23 protein-coding genes are annotated in these 20,878 nt (G+C 35.1%); 3 read left to right on the top strand and 20 right to left on the bottom strand.

Translation table 11 applies throughout. From position 1 onward, the window contains the following. Positions 1-10: 10 nt before the first annotated feature. The 3 genes from FD33_RS13065 to miaA all read right to left on the bottom strand — a co-directional run bounded on the left by FD33_RS13065 (position 11) and on the right by miaA (position 2,406). Positions 11-142 carry a hypothetical protein gene (locus tag FD33_RS13065; protein ID WP_264372407.1) on the bottom strand — a complete coding sequence of 44 codons (132 nt, stop codon included), beginning with the start codon at positions 140-142 and terminating at the stop codon, positions 11-13. Positions 143-233: 91 nt separating this feature from the next. After that, on the bottom strand, positions 234-1,487 hold the full coding sequence (locus tag FD33_RS11925) for a methionine gamma-lyase family protein (protein WP_025084522.1): 1,254 nt from the start codon (positions 1,485-1,487) through the stop codon (positions 234-236). Continuing rightward, positions 1,480-2,406 (bottom strand): tRNA (adenosine(37)-N6)-dimethylallyltransferase MiaA, encoded by a 927-nt coding sequence (gene miaA / locus FD33_RS11930; protein WP_025084521.1) that lies wholly within the window; start codon positions 2,404-2,406, stop codon positions 1,480-1,482. Before miaA ends, FD33_RS11925 begins: the two co-directional genes overlap by 8 nt. Before the next feature lie 86 nt (positions 2,407-2,492). Between miaA and FD33_RS11935 the strand changes: the two genes are divergently transcribed. Then, a complete protein-coding gene (locus FD33_RS11935) occupies positions 2,493-2,687 on the top strand; it encodes a DUF3042 family protein (protein ID WP_025084520.1) in 195 nt (64 codons plus the stop codon). A 56-nt stretch (positions 2,688-2,743) separates the two neighbouring features. Here the strand turns inward: FD33_RS11935 and FD33_RS11940 are convergent, their stop codons facing one another. From FD33_RS11940 to FD33_RS11995, 13 genes are all read right to left on the bottom strand, one after another. Then, the gene (locus FD33_RS11940; RefSeq protein WP_034543791.1) at positions 2,744-3,151 is read right to left on the bottom strand and encodes a rhodanese-like domain-containing protein; all 408 of its coding nucleotides are present in this window, start codon (positions 3,149-3,151) and stop codon (positions 2,744-2,746) included. A 12-nt stretch (positions 3,152-3,163) separates the two neighbouring features. Beyond that, positions 3,164-4,126 carry an ROK family glucokinase gene (locus tag FD33_RS11945; protein WP_025084518.1) on the bottom strand — a complete coding sequence of 321 codons (963 nt, stop codon included), beginning with the start codon at positions 4,124-4,126 and terminating at the stop codon, positions 3,164-3,166. Then, complete coding sequence (locus tag FD33_RS11950) at positions 4,123-4,353, bottom strand: YqgQ family protein (RefSeq protein ID WP_025084517.1); 231 nt, start codon at positions 4,351-4,353, stop codon at positions 4,123-4,125. The genes FD33_RS11945 and FD33_RS11950 overlap by 4 nt, the downstream gene beginning before the upstream one ends. After that, positions 4,346-5,017: a rhomboid family intramembrane serine protease gene (locus tag FD33_RS11955; protein WP_025084516.1), complete on the bottom strand. Its 672-nt coding sequence runs from the start codon at positions 5,015-5,017 to the stop codon at positions 4,346-4,348. Before FD33_RS11955 ends, FD33_RS11950 begins: the two co-directional genes overlap by 8 nt. Then, the gene (locus tag FD33_RS11960) at positions 5,010-5,582 is read right to left on the bottom strand and encodes a 5-formyltetrahydrofolate cyclo-ligase (protein ID WP_025084515.1); all 573 of its coding nucleotides are present in this window, start codon (positions 5,580-5,582) and stop codon (positions 5,010-5,012) included. Before FD33_RS11960 ends, FD33_RS11955 begins: the two co-directional genes overlap by 8 nt. Positions 5,583-5,635: 53 nt before the next feature. Further along, on the bottom strand, positions 5,636-5,785 hold the full coding sequence (rpmG, locus tag FD33_RS12545) for a 50S ribosomal protein L33 (RefSeq protein WP_075887565.1): 150 nt from the start codon (positions 5,783-5,785) through the stop codon (positions 5,636-5,638). An 89-nt stretch (positions 5,786-5,874) separates the two neighbouring features. Then, the gene (locus FD33_RS11965; RefSeq protein WP_025084514.1) at positions 5,875-7,983 is read right to left on the bottom strand and encodes a peptidoglycan D,D-transpeptidase FtsI family protein; all 2,109 of its coding nucleotides are present in this window, start codon (positions 7,981-7,983) and stop codon (positions 5,875-5,877) included. 24 nt (positions 7,984-8,007) lie between these two features. After that, on the bottom strand, positions 8,008-8,304 hold the full coding sequence (locus tag FD33_RS11970) for a HesB/YadR/YfhF family protein (RefSeq protein ID WP_025084513.1): 297 nt from the start codon (positions 8,302-8,304) through the stop codon (positions 8,008-8,010). Positions 8,305-8,354: 50 nt separating this feature from the next. Continuing rightward, positions 8,355-8,831 carry a transcription elongation factor GreA gene (greA, locus tag FD33_RS11975; RefSeq protein ID WP_025084512.1) on the bottom strand — a complete coding sequence of 159 codons (477 nt, stop codon included), beginning with the start codon at positions 8,829-8,831 and terminating at the stop codon, positions 8,355-8,357. 104 nt (positions 8,832-8,935) lie between these two features. Further along, the gene (mltG, locus tag FD33_RS11980; protein WP_025084511.1) at positions 8,936-10,084 is read right to left on the bottom strand and encodes an endolytic transglycosylase MltG; all 1,149 of its coding nucleotides are present in this window, start codon (positions 10,082-10,084) and stop codon (positions 8,936-8,938) included. A gap of 53 nt (positions 10,085-10,137) precedes the next feature. Continuing rightward, positions 10,138-12,543, bottom strand: a complete 2,406-nt coding sequence (gene pheT / locus FD33_RS11985; RefSeq protein ID WP_025084510.1) for a phenylalanine--tRNA ligase subunit beta — start codon at positions 12,541-12,543, stop codon at positions 10,138-10,140. A 4-nt stretch (positions 12,544-12,547) separates the two neighbouring features. Next, the gene (gene pheS, locus FD33_RS11990; RefSeq protein ID WP_025084509.1) at positions 12,548-13,594 is read right to left on the bottom strand and encodes a phenylalanine--tRNA ligase subunit alpha; all 1,047 of its coding nucleotides are present in this window, start codon (positions 13,592-13,594) and stop codon (positions 12,548-12,550) included. 322 nt (positions 13,595-13,916) lie between these two features. After that, positions 13,917-14,678 (bottom strand): TrmH family RNA methyltransferase, encoded by a 762-nt coding sequence (locus tag FD33_RS11995; protein ID WP_025084508.1) that lies wholly within the window; start codon positions 14,676-14,678, stop codon positions 13,917-13,919. Between the two features lie 67 nt (positions 14,679-14,745). On the opposite strand from FD33_RS11995, the gene FD33_RS12000 reads away from it, so the two are divergent. Both FD33_RS12000 and yidC read left to right on the top strand, forming a co-directional pair. Beyond that, positions 14,746-15,021, top strand: a complete 276-nt coding sequence (locus FD33_RS12000; protein WP_025084507.1) for an acylphosphatase — start codon at positions 14,746-14,748, stop codon at positions 15,019-15,021. A 58-nt stretch (positions 15,022-15,079) separates the two neighbouring features. After that, on the top strand, positions 15,080-16,066 hold the full coding sequence (gene yidC, locus FD33_RS12005; protein WP_025084506.1) for a membrane protein insertase YidC: 987 nt from the start codon (positions 15,080-15,082) through the stop codon (positions 16,064-16,066). Between the two features lie 50 nt (positions 16,067-16,116). Here yidC and FD33_RS12010 read toward each other — a convergent pair whose 3' ends face one another. From FD33_RS12010 to gndA, 4 genes are all read right to left on the bottom strand, one after another. Next, on the bottom strand, positions 16,117-17,058 hold the full coding sequence (locus FD33_RS12010; RefSeq protein ID WP_025084505.1) for a hypothetical protein: 942 nt from the start codon (positions 17,056-17,058) through the stop codon (positions 16,117-16,119). 128 nt (positions 17,059-17,186) lie between these two features. Beyond that, a complete protein-coding gene (locus FD33_RS12015) occupies positions 17,187-18,212 on the bottom strand; it encodes a sensor histidine kinase (RefSeq protein WP_235806964.1) in 1,026 nt (341 codons plus the stop codon). 50 nt (positions 18,213-18,262) lie between these two features. After that, positions 18,263-18,949: a response regulator transcription factor gene (locus tag FD33_RS12020; protein WP_025084504.1), complete on the bottom strand. Its 687-nt coding sequence runs from the start codon at positions 18,947-18,949 to the stop codon at positions 18,263-18,265. Between the two features lie 474 nt (positions 18,950-19,423). Next, entirely contained in the window at positions 19,424-20,848 is a 1,425-nt protein-coding gene (gene gndA, locus FD33_RS12025; protein WP_025084503.1) for an NADP-dependent phosphogluconate dehydrogenase, read from the bottom strand. Between the last annotated feature and the right edge of the window lie 30 nt (positions 20,849-20,878).

Genomic DNA, 20,878 nt, shown 5'->3' on the forward strand with positions numbered 1-20,878 from the left:
TAATCTAAAACTATGCATTCAACTTTAATAATTTATTCATAGCTTCTTCAATTGACTTACCGCATGCAGAAACCCGAGTGTTTTTCTTATCAAATACGGTAAACAATTGATGCTTAGTATCTAAAGTAACTTTATATCTCATATTGCTTACCTCCAATTATTTGAACACTAATTATACACTCATAAGCAGAAAATACAATTAAAGCGATTCAGAATCTATAATTATGCTTATCTTACTTAAAGAATAATTCTTTACATGCATTAGCAATAGCAATCTTAACGTGTTCAAATGTCAATCCACCTTGAATATAGATAATATAAGGTGCACGCATTGGTCCATCACAAGAAAATTCAATACTTGCCCCAGAAACAAAGGTTCCGGCCGCCATAACAACTTTATCCTCATAACCTGACATTTCACTAGGTACAGGCAAAACATTTGAATCAATTGGTGAGAATTTTTGAACCATTTCGGCAAATTTAACCATTTTATCTGGATCGTTGAATTCAATAGTCTGAATCAAATCTGTCCGGTCATCATTCCACTTAGGTGATACGTTCAAACCTAATTTTTCAAAAATACCTGCTTCAAAAATGGCACCCTTAATGGCATTACCAGTTACTCTTGGAGCTAAGAAGAAACCTTGGAACATCTCTGACAAACGACCAACTGTAGGACCTTCAGAAGCACCAATTCCGGGAGCTGTAAGGCAATAACTTGCTAATTCAACTAAATCCTTCTTACCGACGATATAGCCACCTACTTTGGCCAAACCACCACCAGCATTCTTGATTAATGAACCGGCCATAATATCAGCACCTACTTCAGTAGGTTCAACTGTTTCGGAAAATTCACCATAACAATTATCAACAAAGATAATCGCATCGGAAACGGTTTTAATTTGTTTGATAATCTCTGCAATTTCTTTAACTGTCAAACTCTTACGTACCGAATAACCACGAGATCTTTGAATAGCAATAACTTTAGGATTCTGTTCTTTGATCTTCTTCTTCATCAAATCAAAGTTAACCTTGTCGCCATCCATTTCAACGTAATCAAAACCAATCTTGTAATCGATCAAAGAACCCTTTTTGTTACCAGCAGTTCCAATAACTTCTTGCATTGTGTCATATGGTTCGCCTGTAACGTAAAGTAAATTATCTCCTGGACGAAGCATACCAAAAAGTGCCGTTGCCAAAGTATGTGTACCTGAAACAAATTGTGGACGTACTAAAGCTGCTTCAGTCTTGAAAACATCGCAATAGACATCTTCCAATTGGTCACGACCACGATCGTCATCCCCATAACCAGTCGTACCTAGCAAACTACTCTCATCAATGCTTTCTTTTCTAAAGGCTTCTAAGACTTTATTTTGATTATCCAAAACTTGCTCATCAATTTCAGCTAATTTTGGAGCAATCATCTCATCAGTTTCTTTGATAACCTCTTTTAATTTATCTGGAAATGCTGCGTTCCATTTAGTCATTGTGCCCTCCTACAAATTTTATGATATTTTTCTCGATTGTTTCTTGATAATTATTATCATCACTAATATTATACCAATCTACATCCATTTGATTACGGAAATATGTAAATTGACGCTTGGCAAAATGACGAGAATTTTTCTTGATTTCATCTAAGCAACTCTCTAAAGAGGCTTTCTGTTCAAAATAGGGAAATAGTTCTTTGTAACCGATAGCATTCTTAGCTTGGACAAACGTTTCACGATGATTAAAAACATATTCTGCTTCATCTAGTAGTCCCATTTCCACCATTTTATCAACTCGTTGATTTATTCGTTCATATAACTTAGGACGAACATCAGTCAAACCGACTAAATAAAAATCAGCCCATTTATTACCATTATTTTGATTGATTATTGATTTGCCAGTAGTACGTATTACTTCAATTGCTCGAATTAATCTTCGAGAATTTTCAATATCAATTTTTTGATAAGCAATCGGATCTTCCGATTTCAAAATTGCCTGCAACTTATTTACGCCATCGTCCTTTTCGATTTCAAGCAACTCTTGTCGTACTTTGTCATCTCCAGTAGAACTACCACCTAAATTAAGATTATTTATCAACGAACTCAAATAAAACCCAGTTCCTCCAACAACGAATGGAACCTTTCCCTGCTCGTTTAAATCTATAATTATTTTTTTGGCACGTTCTTGAAAATTTTTAACTGTATAACGTTGATCTGGATCACAAATATCAACCAAATGATGTGGTACAGCCTTTAATTCAGCTGGTGAATCCTTGGCAGTACCAATATCTAGATGACGATATATTTGCATCGAATCACCGGAAATTATTTCACTATGAAACTTTTGAGCCAATTTTAGCCCCAACGCACTTTTTCCCACTGCCGTTGGACCGACAATTGCTATAACTTTTTTCAAAAAATTACCCCACTTAATATAGTCTTTTATAGATATTTTAAAGGAAATAAGCCATAATGAGAACTAAAGACAGGAGGAATTATATTATGGCAAAAAATCAAAAACATTTTCGTTTTGTTAAAGGCTTTCTTGTTGGTTCATTAACAACAGCAACAGCCGTTTATGGTGCACTACATGCATTCAAGAAAAAGGTTATCGAACCTGAAAACGAAGAAAACGAACGAGTTGAAGAAAACCGCAGACGTGCAAATCGTAAGAGTCTTCAAGCACATCAAGGTTAATTAATTACTAAACAATAAAAAATGCTGTGTCAGAATTTTTTCTGCACAGCATTTTTTTATAGCTTAGTAGTTTTTTTAGTTTGACCTTCCCAATCGGAAAGGCGATCCTCTAACCACTTAACGTCAGTAAAGCCCCATTTTTTTGTTAACTTGATGGCAGCACGAACACAAATATTCTTACTATCTGCATATAAATATACAGGAAGATCTGGTCTCAATTCGCCCTCATTATATTTTAACTGCGTATAAGGAAGACTTCTAGCACCAAGGATATGTTTTGCATCGAATGCATTTTTTTCTCTCAAATCAACAATTTGAGCTTTTCTCATTGTTTTTTCAAAGGTTTTTTGATCAAGTGAGCCACCCATTTGTCTACCTTTATACCAATAATAAAGCCATGAGCCGACCCAATAGATGATAAATCCTATTACAATAACGTACAAAACTGCATTTAATACTTGCATTAACACAAACCCCTAACCAACTTTAATCAATGAAGCAGCACCGATAACACCTGCACCATTACCAAGACTAGCAAGTCTTAGTTCAGTTGAGTCCTTGATTGTAGCAAATTCATTCTTACGCATAGCTTTGTCTACTTTGTTTAGAAGGAATTCTCCAGCAGCAGAAACACCACCACCGATAACTACATATTTAGGATTCAAAGTATTAGCGATATTACCTAAAACAAATCCAAGTGAATCACAAACATAATCAGCAACGATCAATGCTAGATCATCATCTTTTTTAGCTAAATCGAAAACATCTTTAGCAGAAATATCTTGACCATCATCAAGCATAGCCTTCAATTCTGAATCTCCAGCATACTCTGAAGCACGATCTCTAGCGACACGAACGATACCAGTAGCAGAAGCGATTGTTTCCAAACAACCTCTCTTACCACATGTACACATGAAACCGTTAGGATCAACGGTAACGTGACCGATTTCACCTGCTGCACCATTAGCACCTTGTAATAATTGACCATTGGCGATGATACCACCACCAACACCAGTACCAAGTGTTACGAAGACAACATCTTTAGCATTATTACCAGCACCTTGCCATCTTTCACCAAGTGCTGCAACATTAGCATCATTTTCAATAGTTACAGGAAGACCTGTTCCCTTTTCAATGTCGCGAACTGGATAAACTTCGTTAGTCCAGTTAAGATTGTAGGCACCCTTGATTGTTCCTTTTTCATGATCGATAGTACCAGGTGAACCCAAACCAATTCCATCAAATTGATCAGCACTCATGCCGTACATATCAAGATGATGATTGATTGAATCAATAATATCAGGAATAATTAATTGTCCGTCAGATAGAATATTTGTTTCAATACTCCATTTTTGTTGAATCTCACCTTTTTCAGTAAGAATAGCAAATTTAATTGTTGTACCACCAAGGTCAACACCGATTAACTTTTTGTCTGTCACTTTGATCTGTCCTTTTCTTTCTCTTCTTCTATTCTATGCTCACGTTTTAAGACCAATTGAGCATTAATGAAGGTCTTTTTGTCGATCATTTGACTCTCATATAAACGCTTAACTTCAATAAACATAAGCTCTATATCCCACATTCTTTTACCAACGTGAACAAAAGTGCCATATCTTTTTAGAAGTTGTTGAACGTCATAAAGAGTTCTAAAACTCATCTCATCCATAAACTATCATACCTTTTGTATACATAAAGTAAGAAATTACGACTAAAACAACTAGAGATAATATTCTAAAAATCATCTTAGGACGTTGTATACCAGGCAAACCTAAGGTATATCCTAAGAACAATCCCCCAAGTGCACCACCAAGATGCCCCCAAATATTAATACTAGGCATTAATAAGTCCAAAAGTAAATTAACGACAATTAAGCCTAGAAAACTCTTACCAATTTCAGTCATAAATCTATTTTCACGATATATGAATCCCAAAGCTAAGAAAGCCGCAAAGAGACCAAAAATCGAAGTACTAGCACCCACTGAAATTGCATTATCACTTCCAAAAGCAAAACTTGCTAAATTACCAGTGATACCACTTAAAAGGTAAATTGTTAAAAAGCGCCAATGACCTATCATGGGCTCCAATATTTGACCAACATATAATAGTGTAAACCCATTCATGAAAATATGGAAGACACTTAAGTGTAAAAATATTGGTGTAATTAAACGCCACCAGTCACCAGTCTGAATACTTGCATTCGTCATGGCACCCATTGTCATCAAAGTATTGCTATTCTGTGAGCCTCCAGCTAGAACTTCAACCAGATAAACTCCGATAGTCAATACCAAGAGTGTCCATGTTACATATGCATTACTCTGTCGATTAAACATTTTGTTGATCCTTATCTGTCTTAGCTAAAATGATTTTATCTATTGGTTTATCTAATACATAAATCAGCCACTGTGCTTTTTCATAATATTGCTGTGAAGATGCTAAAGAGATAGTCTTAGTTGGATACTTAGCCAGATATCTATCAAAACATCCTGCACCAAATCCTAAACGATTATGCCTATCCTTAGAAAAGGCTAGACCTGGAACAATTAAAAGATCAGGAGGATCCATTAAATTATTTTCATAATTCTTTGGTTCACGAACACCAAAAGGACTCTCTTCGATTTCAGTATCTTTCGTATACTTAACAAAAGTCATTGAATGATCGGCAAAAGTCTTTGGAATATAAACTTCCTTGCCTATTTCCCAACACTGATTGATGATCGGGAACGTCGGAATTTCATCATTCATACTTAAAGTAATTCCAACACTTGGTGCATTTTGAAAATCTAAATCATTAAAAAGCTGAAAATAAATATTATTGATCTCTTTTTGTGCCTTGTCAGATTTCATAAAAGCACTAACCAGATCAATTTGCTTCTTTCTAAAGCTTACTTTATCCAACTAATCACTCCCAATCCTAGTAAAAAAAAACAACAGGAATTTTAACCTGTTGTTTATTTTGTTTCACGATGCAATGTAACAGTACGTTCGCGTGGACAATACTTCTTAAGTTCAAGGCGATCAGGGTTGTTACGTTTGCTCTTGTTTGTTAGATATGTACGTTCATGACATGAAGTACATTCCATTGTTATGTTTACTCTCATCTTTGGAACATCCTTTCATAAATACTTAACTAAATTCAACTAATTAAATATATCATTTTTTACGGTATTTTAAAAGGTCAAATCAGGATTTATTTCTGTCCTGTCATCTTATAGTAATCCGTATATATCTGTTTTGCAAGTAATTGTGGGTATGATCCACTTTCACTAGTTAAATTAGGGAACACAATAGCCATCGCAATATTAGGATCACTATAAGGTCCAAAACTAACTAAACTAGTAGTAATTGTTTCAGGAGGATCACTGCTTGGATTATCAGGGTCATAGTAGAATGACTGAGCAGTACCAGTCTTAGCGGCTACAGCTGGCTTAATATTGGCCAAACGAGTAGCAGTAGTCCAGTAACCACTACCGTGAACAGCGGCATACATACCTCTCTTAACAACGTCTAATTCATCATTAGTGAATCCAACTTTGTTCAAGACCTTAGGTTGTGTAACTGAAGTCAAGGCACCTTTAGTACCATCATCTTTAGTCTTTTGAATCGATTGTACAATATATGGTTTCATTCTATAGCCACCATTAGCAATAGTTGAAATATATTGAGCCATTTCAATTAAAGTATAGGCGTCATAGTTTCCATAAGACAAATCCAGTGCAGAACCAGTCTTCAATTCACCAGAACTATTAAGTGTAGCACCTTCGATACCCTTTGTTTCACCGGAAATATCAATACCAGTCTTCACACCTAATCCAAATTGATTGAAATAACCTCTCAATTTAGAAAAGATATCTGAATCCATTTTAATATAAGTATTTGCTGTATATTTAGCATTAGCTTCCTTCATTGCCAAAGCCATCATGTACTCATTAGATGAGAACTGAAGGGCTTGTACAGCACTCAAGCTACTGAAGGTACCAATTGGGTAAACAGACTTCTTAACTGGAGTACCAGGCAAGTAAATTGGTTCATCGGCCAAAGTATTGTTAGATGGTGAAATAACTCCATCCATCATGGCACCTAAAACAGTTGCACCCTTAACGGCAGAACCCATTACGAAGGTACGATTGATAACACCTAAGGCATCTTCACTAGTTTTACCAGTCTTAGGATTATTGTGAACCCCGGCCATAGCCAAGATAGCTCCGGTCTTAGGATTCATAGCAACAACATAAGCACCATCAGAGTATTGTGTAATACCAGCAGACTTAGCGGCACTGTATTGCGTATTTAAAGCATCTTGTACTTTCTTTTGGAAAGATGAATCAATAGTCAAATTAAGGTTTCCACCCTTTTGACCTTTGTAAACAACTTTACTCTTCTTAATCTGGTTATTAGAACCCACTTGTACTTCACGTTTACTCTTAGTACCAGAAAGAATTGATTCATAACTCTTTTCCAAATAACTCGTACCAACACGGTCATTACGAGAATAACCAGATGCCAACATAGTATTTAATTCATCATCAGGAATACCTTGTTGTTCTGTAGAAACTCCACCGATAATACTTTCGATAGATGTCCCTTGTGGATAATCACGTTCCCAGTTACTACCAATACTAATTCCAGGCAACTCTGTTAAATGTTCACTAACTTCAGCGATCTCTTTAGCGGTTAAATTCTTATCCTTCAAAAAGACTGTAGAAAGTGAATAAGCTGAACTCATTTTCTTAAATAAAGTGGCCCTTTGAAGGTCTTTATCATTCAAATGAATACCTTGTTGTTCAACATATTTAACTTCATTTGCATAAATTTTAGTAGATGTTAAGGCGTCTCCACTTGAATTAACACGATATGATTTAGGCATCTGCTTAATAACTTTAGCTGATTTACCTGGTGCTGACAGAATATAATCAGCCTTATCACGGTTAGTTAAATTAGTTTTCTCAACGGTTAAATATTTAGTCAATCTGTTAACGATTTGATAGATATCTGTCGACTTAACGCTACCACTCTTTGTGTATGTAATAGCGTTTTGTGTTGAATTACCTACCAATAGTCTACCTTTAGAATCATAGATCATTCCACGAGGTACACTGCCTGTCATTACTGTCTTGTCTGTTCGGTTAACTTCAGCTTGAAATTTACCACCATAAACGATTTGTAAATATGCAAGTTGTCCAACTAACATGGCAAATAGAACAAAGACAATAAAAAAAAGCAGGTTTAGACGAAATGGAATAGTAGACTTCGCTTGACTACCTGTTCTTTTCTTTAATATATCAAGTATTCTTCTCATATTATCCTTCAAAAAAGCGAATAGTTATTCATTAGATTTAAAAATGTAATTGGGTCCATCTAGTTTAGGATCATATTCAACCAACAGATCATATCTAGCAAAAAACCAAGTATCACTATCGGTAATAAAATATGTAATTCCATCAACTACAGTGCTAGACTCCGGATCAATTGGTTTTTCTTTTCGCATAGCAATTGAAAAACCATCATGAACCATTGTCTTACCATATACTTTACCATAGAAATGGATTCCATCCCCAGGAACCAAATCAAGTTCCTCACGGAACCATTTAGAAGCTTCATCAGTTATTTCAATTTTCATTATTGTCACCTCAATATTTTATAAGGTAAACATAACAGAAAACGTCTTCACTAAGCAACTTCTACGGACTTAACAGTCAAATCATAACTGCCAACAGGTGTCTCAACAGTAACAACGTCACCTGTATGCTTACCTAACAAAGCTTTAGCAATCGGTGAGTCATTTGAAATTTTACCACTATCAGGATCTGATTCAGCAGCACCAACAATCGTGTAAACATCAGGTTCTTCACCGTCTTCTTGAACGGTAACCTTTTTACCAATAGAAATTTCATCACTAGCAACTTCATCAGTATCAATGACATTAGCGTATTGTAGCATTTCAATAATTTGTGAAATACGTGATTCAACAACACTTTGTTCATCTTTAGCAGAAGTATACTCAGAATTTTCAGATAAATCACCAAAACTTCTAGCAATCTTAATTCTGTTGATTACTTCTGGACGTTTAACCTTCTTTAAATTTTCCAATTCTTCTTCGAGCTTTTTCTTACCTTCAGCTGTCATAGGGTAACTTTTATCTGCCATTTTATAACTTCCTCATTTCTAAAAAATCATTTATTAATATTCTAATTTTAAAATGTCATCTAATCAACCATGATTAGATGACATTTCTTAATTCACTATAAATACTACTGGTTAAGAGCAGCTACTTTCTTCTCATGTTCTGCAAGTGTACGTGAATAATATACCTTACCACTCTTCAAATCTGCAACAAAGTAGAGATAATTTTGATCTCTGTCAGTTGGATTCAAGACGGATTCTATTGATTGAATACTTGGAGTATTGAATGGTCCAGGACCATAACCGGTATTCTTGTACAAATTATATGGTGATTTTACTCTAACATCCTTATACGTAAGTTTAGTCTTATGTGTATTCAAAGCGTACATAACAGAAATATCAGATTGTATAGGCATGTCAACATCTAAACGGTTAAGGAAGACACCAGCAATCTTTCCACGATCTGCCTTTGTAACACCTTCACGTTCAACCAATGATGCTAAGGTTAGAACTTCTTGAACAGAATAGCCCTTCTCTTTAATTGTTGAGAAGTATGGCTGTAGCATATCATTATCCTTTTCAACCATTTGACCAACTAATTGTTTCAAACTCAATCCTTTGTAAACACTGTATGTAGCTGGGAACAAATAACCTTCAAGATGATATCTAACATTCTTTCTGGACATTGTTGAATTTAGCAATTGTGGGTATTTCTTTTGTAGTTGTTTCATGAATTTTTCATTCTTCATCAACTTTAAGAAATCCTTTTTCGTAAAGCTAGTACTCTTTTGAATTTGATCACCAATCTGATCGATTGTAACACCTTCACGAACTAACACAGTATCTTTAGCCGTTCCAGTTGGTTGAGCACTTCCACCCTTTTGCAATTGCTTAACAATAGAATTCATATCCATTGATTGCTTGAAAGTATAATATCCAGCTTGAAAATCATTATAGTTCTGGGCCTTTATATAGAAATTAAAGACTGTCGCACTCTTGATGATTTTGTCCTTTTCAAGTGTTTTGGCAATTTCTTTACTTGATGAACCAACAGGAATATTAACGACAATATCATCTTTACTATTCGCATTGTATGGTTGCAATGAACTGTTTACATAATTGAAGCCAATAATAGCAACAACAACCGCCAAAACAGCAATCACGCCAACAATCCAATAGGCAATATGATTAGCTACAGATCGTTCCTCAGCGCGAGTTTTCATTTTATCAGTTGATTCTTGCTTTAATGCTTCTTTTTTTTCGTCCTTCTGGCTCAAGACACAGCCTCCCGAGTTAATTTATTAGAATTATACCATTAGTTTTGGAATAATTATCTAATTTCCACATTAAATTTTTCAACCAAACTATCTTTAACTAATGAAAATGCCTTTTCAACTTCTTCATCAGTCAAGGTATCATTTGGATTCAAAAACTCTAGATGATAAGCCAATGACTTATAGTTTGTCTTAATATTCTTGCCCTCATAAACATCAAAAATCGTTACATTATTCAAATACTTGCCACCATTTTCATAGATGTCTGAAATAATTTGGGCATTTTCAACATCGCTCTTAACTAGAATAGCTAAATCACGACTAACACTTGGATATTTTGGAGCGCTTTGAGATTTAATACTCTTCTCGTTTAGTTCAAAGAGAGCATCAATATTCAATTCGAAAACAAATGTTTCATCAACATTATGATCCTTTTGATACTTAGGATGTAATTTACCAATCAAGCCTACTACTTGACCGTTAGCCAAAATCTTGGCAGTTTGACCTGGATGCATATTTGCATAGTCGGCCGTAGCTTCATACTCAAATTTAGCATCAGCATTAGTAAATGATAATACTTCGTCAACAATCCCTTTGAGATAATAGAAATCAATTTTTTGAGATTTAGTATTCCATGAATCACTTATCACATTGCCACTGATAGCACCAGAGAGATATTCAATTTCATTAGGACGGGTTTGACCCTTTGGACGTGCAAAAATACGAGCTTGTTCAAAAATACTTAAATCATTATTATTTCTAGCTTGATTGTATGCAATGTTACGAACTAATCCTGGAATTAAACTATTTCTCAAATATTCATGATCTTCAGTCATTGGATGCAATAACTTAGTATATTCAGTGTTCAACGTATTAAAGTCGTCAACTTCTTTTTTACTTAACAATGAAAAGTTGATAACTTCATCCATTCCCTCACCGAGTAAAACATCACGTAATTTATTACTGAATTCACGTTTTTGACTGTAACCACCACGTGTTTCCATACCAGCAGGCAAAGTGTTAGGTAAATTTTCATATCCGTAAATACGGTTAACTTCTTCCACAAGATCGGCTTCAATCGCCATATCCCAACGACGAGTTGGAATAGTGACAGTGATCTTGTCGCCATCAACTTTTACGCTAAAGCCTAAACGATCCAAAATACCCACCATTTCATCGGTCGATAGTTCTAAGCCCATCAGGTGGTTGATGTGAGAAACACTACCTTCAATAACAGTTGGTTTAGCTTCTGTATAATTACCAACAATTTCCTTTGAAATCTCTTTAGCACCACTAATTTCATCAACCAATTGTGTGGCACGAACTAAAGCTTCAGAAACAATACCATTGTCAACGCCCTTTTCGAAACGATTTGAAGCATCATCGCGTAGGTCGTGTCTTTGTGCTGTCTTACGAACACTGGCTCCATCAAATACACCAGCCTCTAGTAAGATATTCTTAGAATTCTCATCTACTTGAGCAACTGTACCATTAACAATCCCAGCAACTCCAAGAATATCTTCACCAGATGCAATAATCAGATCATTATGATTTAAGACCTTATCCTCATCAGCCAATTTTAATTTGTCACCATCTTGAGCCTTTTTAATGACCAATTTCTTTTCAACTAGTTTATCCAAATCATAAGCTTGAATTGGTTGACCATATTCGATCATAACGTAGTTAGCAGCATCAATTACACTGTTGACTGGACGAATACCTTGATTCCAGAGTCTTCTTTGCATCCAAAGTGGACTCTTACCAACTTTAACATCCTTCAATTCACGTAATAAGTAATCAGGCACTAAAGATTTTTCTTCAACTTCTACATCAACTTCATTTAAATCTTTGATTTTATCAGCATTTAATTCTGGTTTTTTGAAATTAGGCTTTTCATCATAAGTAGCACCAATTTCCCATGCTGCACCACGCATACCCAAAGTATCAGCACGGTTAGGTGTGATATCGATATCAACCATTTTGTCCTTCAAACCTAACAGATCATACACAGCAGTACCTGGTTTTTGTGGTTCATCGAAAACATAAATACCATTTTCAAATTCTTCAGGCATATATTTAGCAGGCACACCAACTTCATCCAAACCACAGATCATTCCATTTGACTCTTGACCACGTAATTTACCACGCTTAATTCTGACGCCATCTGGTAAATGAGCACCATGTGTAGCTACAATTACATATTGGTCCGCAGCCACATTAGGAGCACCACAAACGATTTGGACATCCTCATCTTCACCAATATCAACCATGCAAACTTTTAAGTGATCTGAATCAGGGTGTGGTTTAACACTTGTAACATGACCTACAACCAAACCTGTTAATTCTGTTCCCAATTCAACAGGACTTGATTCGATACCAGTTAGAGAAATTTTATTAGCCATTTCTTCAACAGTATGTGTGACAGGAATATATTCTTTTAACCAATTAACAGAAATTTTCATTATCTTAATTTACTCCTTTGAATTGTTCTAGGAATCTAACATCATTTAGATAAAAATCACGAATATCGTTGATTCCGTATTTAAGCATGGCAAAACGTTCAGGTCCAAGACCAAAAGCCATACCACTGTATTCGTTAGGATCAATCCCTGACATCTTCAAAACATTAGGATGTGTCAAACCGGCACCTAAAACTTCGATCCAACCAGTATACTTACAAATACGACAGCCTTTACCATCACAATTGAAACACGAAACATCGACTTCAACTGATGGTTCGGTAAATGGGAAGTAACTTGGACGGAAACGAATTTCACGCTGTGCACCAAAGACATGACGACACAAAGCTTCCAAAGTACCCTTTAAATCAGCCATACTGATATTCTTATCAACAACTAAACCTTCGATTTGATGGAATTGATGTGAATGAGTAGCGTCATCATCATCACGGCGATAAACCACACCTGGTGAGATCATCTTCAAAGGACCCTTAGTAAAATCATGAGCTTCCATGTCACGACCTTCTTGAGCTGAAGTCTGAGTTCTCATCAATAATTCATCTGACAAATAGAATGTATCTTGCATATCACGAGCAGGATGATCCTTAGGAATATTTAATCTTTCAAAATTATAGTGATCTTCTTCAACTTCATAACCTGGAGCAACTTCATAGCCTAAACCGATGAAAAATTGTTCGATGTCTTCAATTGTTTGATTCAAAATATGTTTAGTTCCCTGAATTTGTTTAGCGGCTGGCAAAGTAACATCAATTTTTTCTTCTTCAAGTTGATGTGCTACCAATTTTTCATTCAACTCAGTCATTTTTTCTTCAATAGCTTGTTGGATATCTTTCTTAACATTATTAGCTAAAGTACCAATTTCAGGACGTTGCTCAGCTGGAACGTCTTTCATTCCACGTAGGGCTTTAGTAATTGGACCTTTCTTTCCTAATAAGTTAACTCTTAGATCATTTAATTCTTGAAGTCTTTGGGCACGCTTAGCCTCATCGATACCATTTTCTCTTAAGCTTTTGAGCTTATCATCTAATGACATAGTTTTCCTCCTGCATTACTTTTTTATTGTTATCTTCAAATGTTTGCAATCTCTTTAACGAACTTTCTGCATAAAAAAAGTCCTCATCCCAAATAAGGGACGAGGACTCGCGGTACCACCCTAGTTCATGTTTAATACATGCACTCAAAGGTTATATAGTAACCAACTTATAAACTCAGAAAGTGAATTCACTCTTTCATTCATCAAGTCTTCTCAGTCAACGACTCTTCCTGTTATGAAATCCCGAGTTACTACTTTTCATCAAAGTTTAAACTATTTTCATATGACTAATTATACAAAAACCAAAAAGTTTCGCAAGTTTTTAAAGTGTTTGTAGTCCGTACATCAATACCCCAGCTGCTACAGCCACATTTAGTGATTCAGCTTTTCCTAAAATTGGAATATAAATATTTTCGTCACAAGCATTGAGGACATCTTGTGTCACACCATGAGCTTCGTTACCCATAATTAAAGCATAGTTATCAAGCTTTTCTAATTCGTTGTAAGGTTTAGCTTGCTCATTAACTTCAGAACCATAGATTGTTAATTCTGATTCTTTAGCCATATCGATAGCCTTATGAATATCCATACGATAGATTGGTAAATGGAATTGACTACCTTGCATCGAGCGTTGAACTTTTGGTTGATAAAAATCGGCCGAGTCCAAGCTAGTAATAACGCCATCATATCCGGCAGCATCAGCAGTTCTAACAATAGTTCCTACATTACCAGGATCTTGAACATCGTCTAACATAACCCATTTTCCGGTAATAGCTGACAATGATTCTGTATTATTTACTTTAAGAATAGCAAAGATTCCCTGTGGAGTCTTTGTCTCAGATAATTCTTTAGCTACTTCTTCTGAAACAGTCACAGCGATATCGTGGTATTTCTTAACCAAGCGATCCTCAGCATACTTCTCAGTAACTAATACTTGAACAAAATCTTGTTCATATTCATCGGCTTCACGTACTAAGTGAAAACCTTCTACCATGTAAGTTCCTGTTTTTCTAATGTACTTTGTTGATGCTAATTTCTTTAATTGCTTAATTTCATCATTTTTCTTAGATTCAATATATTTCATATGTGTCTCATCCCTCTTGTTCTATAATATAAATATTAACACATAAGATGATGTGAGGTGATTAGTTGTGAAACATCTTTCTATTAATGTTGATGGTTTAGTACAGGGCGTGGGTTTTCGATACTCAACTTTGCAAGTTGCAGTTGAATTGGGCGTAACTGGAACTGTCCGAAATGAAATCGACGGTTCCGTGTCCATTGAAGCTGAAGCACCCCAAAAAGAACTCTACGTTTTTTTAAATCGTGTTAAATCTTCGCCATCACCCTTTGGAAAAGTCAGAAAATTGGACTATACTTTTTCTGACGACTTACAACATTACAAAGAATTTACTGTGATTGGTTGAAACGTCAAATGAGTTAACGTATATTACAGTATATACGACTAAAAGGGTGGTTTATTAATTGAATAAAAAATACGTCAAATATCTATCAGTACTTTCGTTAGTTTTAGTACTGACACTAGTTTTGACGGGGTGTGCGCAGCAAACAGCTGCAAATTTACATGCCCCTACTAGTGGGCCCTACGGAATTGTTTACAAATGGATTGGAACTCCATTCCAAAAGTTAATCCTAAAGACGGCTCAAACTATTGGTGGTAAAAATGCCTACGCATGGGGTATTGTTATTATTTCCTTTATCGTTCGTCTAGTATTGGTTCCTCTATCATTGAATCAACAATACAAGTCAACGACTCAACAGGAAAAAATGCGTGCCGTACAACCACAGTTGAAGATGATTCAAGCTGCACAAAAGAAAGCTAAAGATCCAGCTGCACAACAAAAAATTAGTGCTTTAATGATGGATGTTTATAAAAAGAATAATCTTAGCTTGACTGGAGGTATGGGTTGTTTACCATTATTGCTACAAATGCCTATTTTGATGGGTATTTATCAGGCCGTACAATATTCTAAAGAAATTGCTTCTGCTACCTTCTTAAATATTCCACTTGGTAAACCAAGTATCGTCATTGCCATTATTGCAACTTTGTTCTATGTCATTCAAAGTTGGATGTCATTACAAATCGTTCCACCAGAACAAAGAAAACAAATGCAAACAATGATGATGGTCAGTCCATTGATGACTTTCTTCTTCTCAATCTTCCTATCTGCCGCACTTGCTCTTTACTTCTTGGTTGGTGGTGTTGTTATCGTTATCCAGCAATTGATTACTAACTACATCGTAACTCCAAGAATTAGAAAACAAACCGATGCTGATTTAGCTAAGCATCCGGTTAAAGTCGTGGTTACTCAAGAAATGCTTGATAGTATCTTAAACGGTGGGGCTGCTCCTAGTTCCCCTGCTGGTAGTGCTCAACAAGCTGAAGAAAAAGAGCTTCACAAGAACATCCGTGAATTAAACAAGGGTAAACAAAATCGTAACAAAAAATAATCAAAAAAGAGGTTGTAAATTCTAATGAATTTACAACCTCTTTTTTTACTCTATAGATTTGGTTTAGCATGCATTACTGTCCCATTTGGATAAACCGTCCAATCATCACCAGATGATCCGTCACTATCACTTGAATGAATCCAATAAACAGATTGACCATTACTATCAGTATATGTCTTAGCTGTACCGCCATTTTGATCAACGATCACAGCATATTTCTTATCAGTATTACCATCATGACTTTTAACCATATTAATCGCCTGATCAGAACTAACAGTTCCAACTGATGAAGAGTCATTATTATTGTTAGTCTTATTATCAGTACTATTGCTACTATCAGTATTTGTATTTGTTGAATCATTAACATTCGTATCCGTAGTATTAGCATTAGTATTGGTATCAGTACTGTTTTTCTTAGAATCTTCGGTTTCAGAACTAGTTGATTTCGTTACTCGTTTAGCTTCCTTAGCTGCTTTAGTAGCCTGCTTATATGAATTTTCCAAACTACTATTAGTCAAATTAGATGAACGAGAACTTAACTTGGCTGTTTCACTATAAGCCAACTCATTATCCTCATTTTTATAAACAAATAAACCTACTGTCTGAAATTCACTCAATTCAACATCTTCAAATAAATTCTTTACTGTCTTAGTACTATTAGAACTAATAGTACTATCACCATCTTTATCAGCTCTCACTTTGTCGCTTTTCGTATGCAATAAGATAAAATCAGAATTGATAAAACTTATATTTTTATTAGTACGATTAATAATTTTCAAATTCACTGATACTGGATCTTGACTACTTCTAGTGAATAAAAACGTTAATTCATTTTTTTCTGATTGAGATAAGCTCGTGTAGTCTACTGTTTTTTCTGTAGTTTCCGTGGCCCTGACGTTAGAAGTTGATTTATCCGCATCGGCCTTATTTGCACAACCGGCACTAATTAGTAGTAAACACATTACGCCAATTAACAGTGCTTTCTTACTCAAAATATCTTCCTCCCCTTGGAATTGTATCTTAATAATATACTTTTGACTTGAACTTTGGAAATAACCTGCAACATAAAAAGGCACCTACCAGAGATATATTTCTCTAGTAGATGTCTATTCATTTATAATTATTCACCTTTAGACGTTTCATCCTCAACAGGAGTTTCCTGGATAAGTGGCAATTCAATCTTGAAAACTGTTCCTGAACCGACAACACTTTCTACTTCCAAACTACCATGATAGATTTCAATCAATCTTTTGGCGATAGAAAGCCCTAATCCGTTTCCTCCGCGTTTTCTAGAGCGAGCCTTGTCAACTCTATAGAATCTGTTAAAAATACGTTTAAGGTCTTTTTTTGCGATTCCTAAGCCATAATCTTGAACTACAACTTCCAGCAAAGCTGAATTAGTCGAAGCTGCAAAATTTATTTCTTTTCGATCAGCGGAATATTTGAAGGCATTATCCAGTAAGATGACCAACACTTGTTCCAAGTGATTACGATAAATTTTAACTTTGCTACCCTCACGAATATCGTCATCAAAATTAATAACAAAATCGGGATGCAACATTTTAAAATCATTATAAACTTGGGTAAATAATGGTTTGACTTCTGTTGTTTGCTCCAAATAGGCACTATCGATTTGTTCAACTCTAGTTAAATCAAGCATCTCTTGAATTAAGGACTGCATACGTTTCAATTCTTGTAATGAAGAATTAATTGAGTCATTCAAAACTTGAGGATCATCTTTTCCCCAACGTTGTAACATACTCAAATGTCCCTCCAAAACAGCCACTGGTGTTCTCAATTCATGCGAAACATCCTCCACGAATTCCTTTTGTTGATTCGTGTAAGCTTGCATTCGATCTAACATTTTATTGATATTGACTGTTAAATCGTAAATTTCATCATTTCTCTTACGTAACTTAATTCTAGAATCAGAATCAGGCTTTTTATTTAAATCATCGATAGTCTTATTGATTCGCTTCAAGTCGTTCAAAACCATCGTTACCGCAAAATAGCTCAAAAGAACACCAATAACGAAAACGATGACGCCACCGATCAACAATTTATTTGTAAAAGAATGAATCTCATTTACGGATGCAACATTTTGGACAGTCCGCATAGCTAAAACGCCTACAAAAATATAAGCCATTAAAATAACTATTGAAATCAATGCTGTCCACTTGAATCTAATGGAAATTCTCATCGTCTCATCACATATCCTTTACCACGAACGGTTGAAATATAACTTGGTGCACCTGAACGATCAATTTTATTACGTAGATATTTAATATAAACATCTACAACGTTAGTCTCAGTTGAAGAACCTGTTCCCCAAACGCGCTCTAATAAGTCATCACGACTCAAAACGGTTCCAACGTTTTCCATCAAAACACTCAACAAATCATATTCACGACGTGTTAAATCAATTACTTCACCATTACGCTTCAAGGTTTGTGTTGTCTTATCAATTACCAAATTCTTATACTTAAGAACTTGATCATTGTTTCTAGTTACATCGATGTCTAAATCGATACGTCTTAACAAAGCACGAATTCTTGCAAGCAATTCCTCAATAGTGAAAGGCTTAACAATATAATCATCAGCACCATGATCTAATCCTGATACACGATCAATAATTGAATCTCTTGCTGTCATCATAATAATTGGTGTGTTCTTTTCTTGACGGACACGACGACAAACTTCAATACCATTTAATTCAGGCAACATTAGATCCAATAAAATCAAATCCCAGTCTTCAGACAATGCCGCTTCAAGGCCAGTTCTACCATCACGTTCAACAGTTACTTCATAGTTTTCATGTTGAAGTTCGAGTTGAACGAATTTTGCCATGTTCTCTTCGTCTTCAATAACAAGTATTTTAGCCATATATTTCTCCCATACATAAATATTAAATTGTCTTTAATTATAGCTTAATCATTAATTTGAATATGCCAGATTCTTGGCAATGCACTAATGATTTTAACATATAGCAAAAATTAAAAGAAGACAAGCTTTTATTTTTATTTTTTTGGAAAAATAAAAAAGAGACAATAATTCGTCTCAATTTTAATAATTTAATTTACTATTCATAGAAATATAAATAGTGAAAACAAATTAGAATTGTAGATTTACTAATGAGATTTCAAAACAACATTATTTGCTAATTTATCAACTAACGATAATTGTTTAGTTTCTATTTCTTTTTGACACAAAATTCTCTCCCTTTAAAAATTCATATTTTCAAAGTACAAATAAGTATTCAAATCCTAACAAATTCAGTTTTTTTAATAAAAAAGCCTTAGACAATTAATCGCTATTCATACAACGATTATGTCTAAGGACATTTTTATATTAAATTAATTATTGTTCTTCATACCATGTGTAATGGAATACACCTGGTTTGTCATTTCTCTCATAAGTATGAGCACCGAAGTAATCTCTTTGAGCTTGAATTAAGTTTGCAGGAAGAACTTCTGAACGATATTGATCGTAGTATGAAATTGCAGCCATGAAACCTGAAACAGGAATTCCTGCTTGAACAGCAAAACTTACAACGTCACGAACGTCTGATTGATATTCTTCAACGATACCCTTGAAGTAATCGTCCAACAATAAATTATCTAATTTTGGTTCTTTATCGTAAGCATCTGTAATCTTTTGTAGGAATTGTGCACGAATGATACAACCAGCACGCCAAATTTGAGCAATCTTACCATATTGTAGATCCCAATCATAATGATCTGAAGCAGCTTTCATTTGGGCAAATCCTTGAGCATAACTGATCAACTTACTGAAGTACAAAGCCTTACGGATCTTTTCAACCAATTCGTCCATATCTTTAACGATTGGCTTTGTAGCAGGTGCAGGAAGAACCTTACTTGCCTTAACACGTTCATCTTTGTATGCAGAAACGTAACGTGAATAAACTGATTCAGTGATCAATGATTGTGGAACACCTAATTCTAGAGCACTTTGTGAACTCCACTTACCAGTACCTTTGTTACCAGCCTTATCCATGATCTTGTTGACGATGTAGTCATCTGAGCCTTCATCATCTTTTCTAGTTAAAATTTGTGATGTGATATCGATCAAGTAACTTGAAAGTTCACCCTTGTTCCAGTCTTGGAAGACTTCAGCAATCTTATTAACATCATTGTTAAATAAGTGCTTCAACAAGTTATAACTTTCTGAGATCAATTCCATATCGCCATATTCGATACCATTATGAACCATCTTTACATAATGACCAGCACCATTAGGTCCGATATATGTAACACATGGAGCACCATCTTCGTCGGCTTTAGCTGAAATTTGTTCCAAAATAGGAGCAACTAAATCATAAGCTTCTTTTTGACCACCGGGCATCAATGAAGGTCCTTGAAGAGCACCTAACTCACCACCGGAAACACCCATTCCGATAAAGTTGATTCCTGATTTATCCAAAAGTTCATTACGTTTCATAGTATCTTCGAAGAATGTATTACCACCATCGATCAATACATCACCTTTGTCTAATAAAGGCAATAATTGATTGATAACAGCATCAGTACCGGCACCAGCCTTAACCATCATCAAAATACGACGAGGCTTTTCTAGTGAATTTACAAAGTCCTCAATTGTATAACTTGGTACCAATTTCTTTTCAGGATGTTCCTCAACAACTGCTTTTGTCTTTGAACCAGTACGGTTGTAGATAGCAACTTCATATCCGCGGCTCTCAATGTTAAGGGCAAGATTTTTACCCATAACAGCCATACCAATAACACCAATTTGTGGTTTTGCCATTATAATAATTACCTCCGATTTTTGTTAACA

Source organism: Companilactobacillus paralimentarius DSM 13238 = JCM 10415 (genome assembly GCF_001434985.1).
Classification (GTDB): domain Bacteria; phylum Bacillota; class Bacilli; order Lactobacillales; family Lactobacillaceae; genus Companilactobacillus; species Companilactobacillus paralimentarius.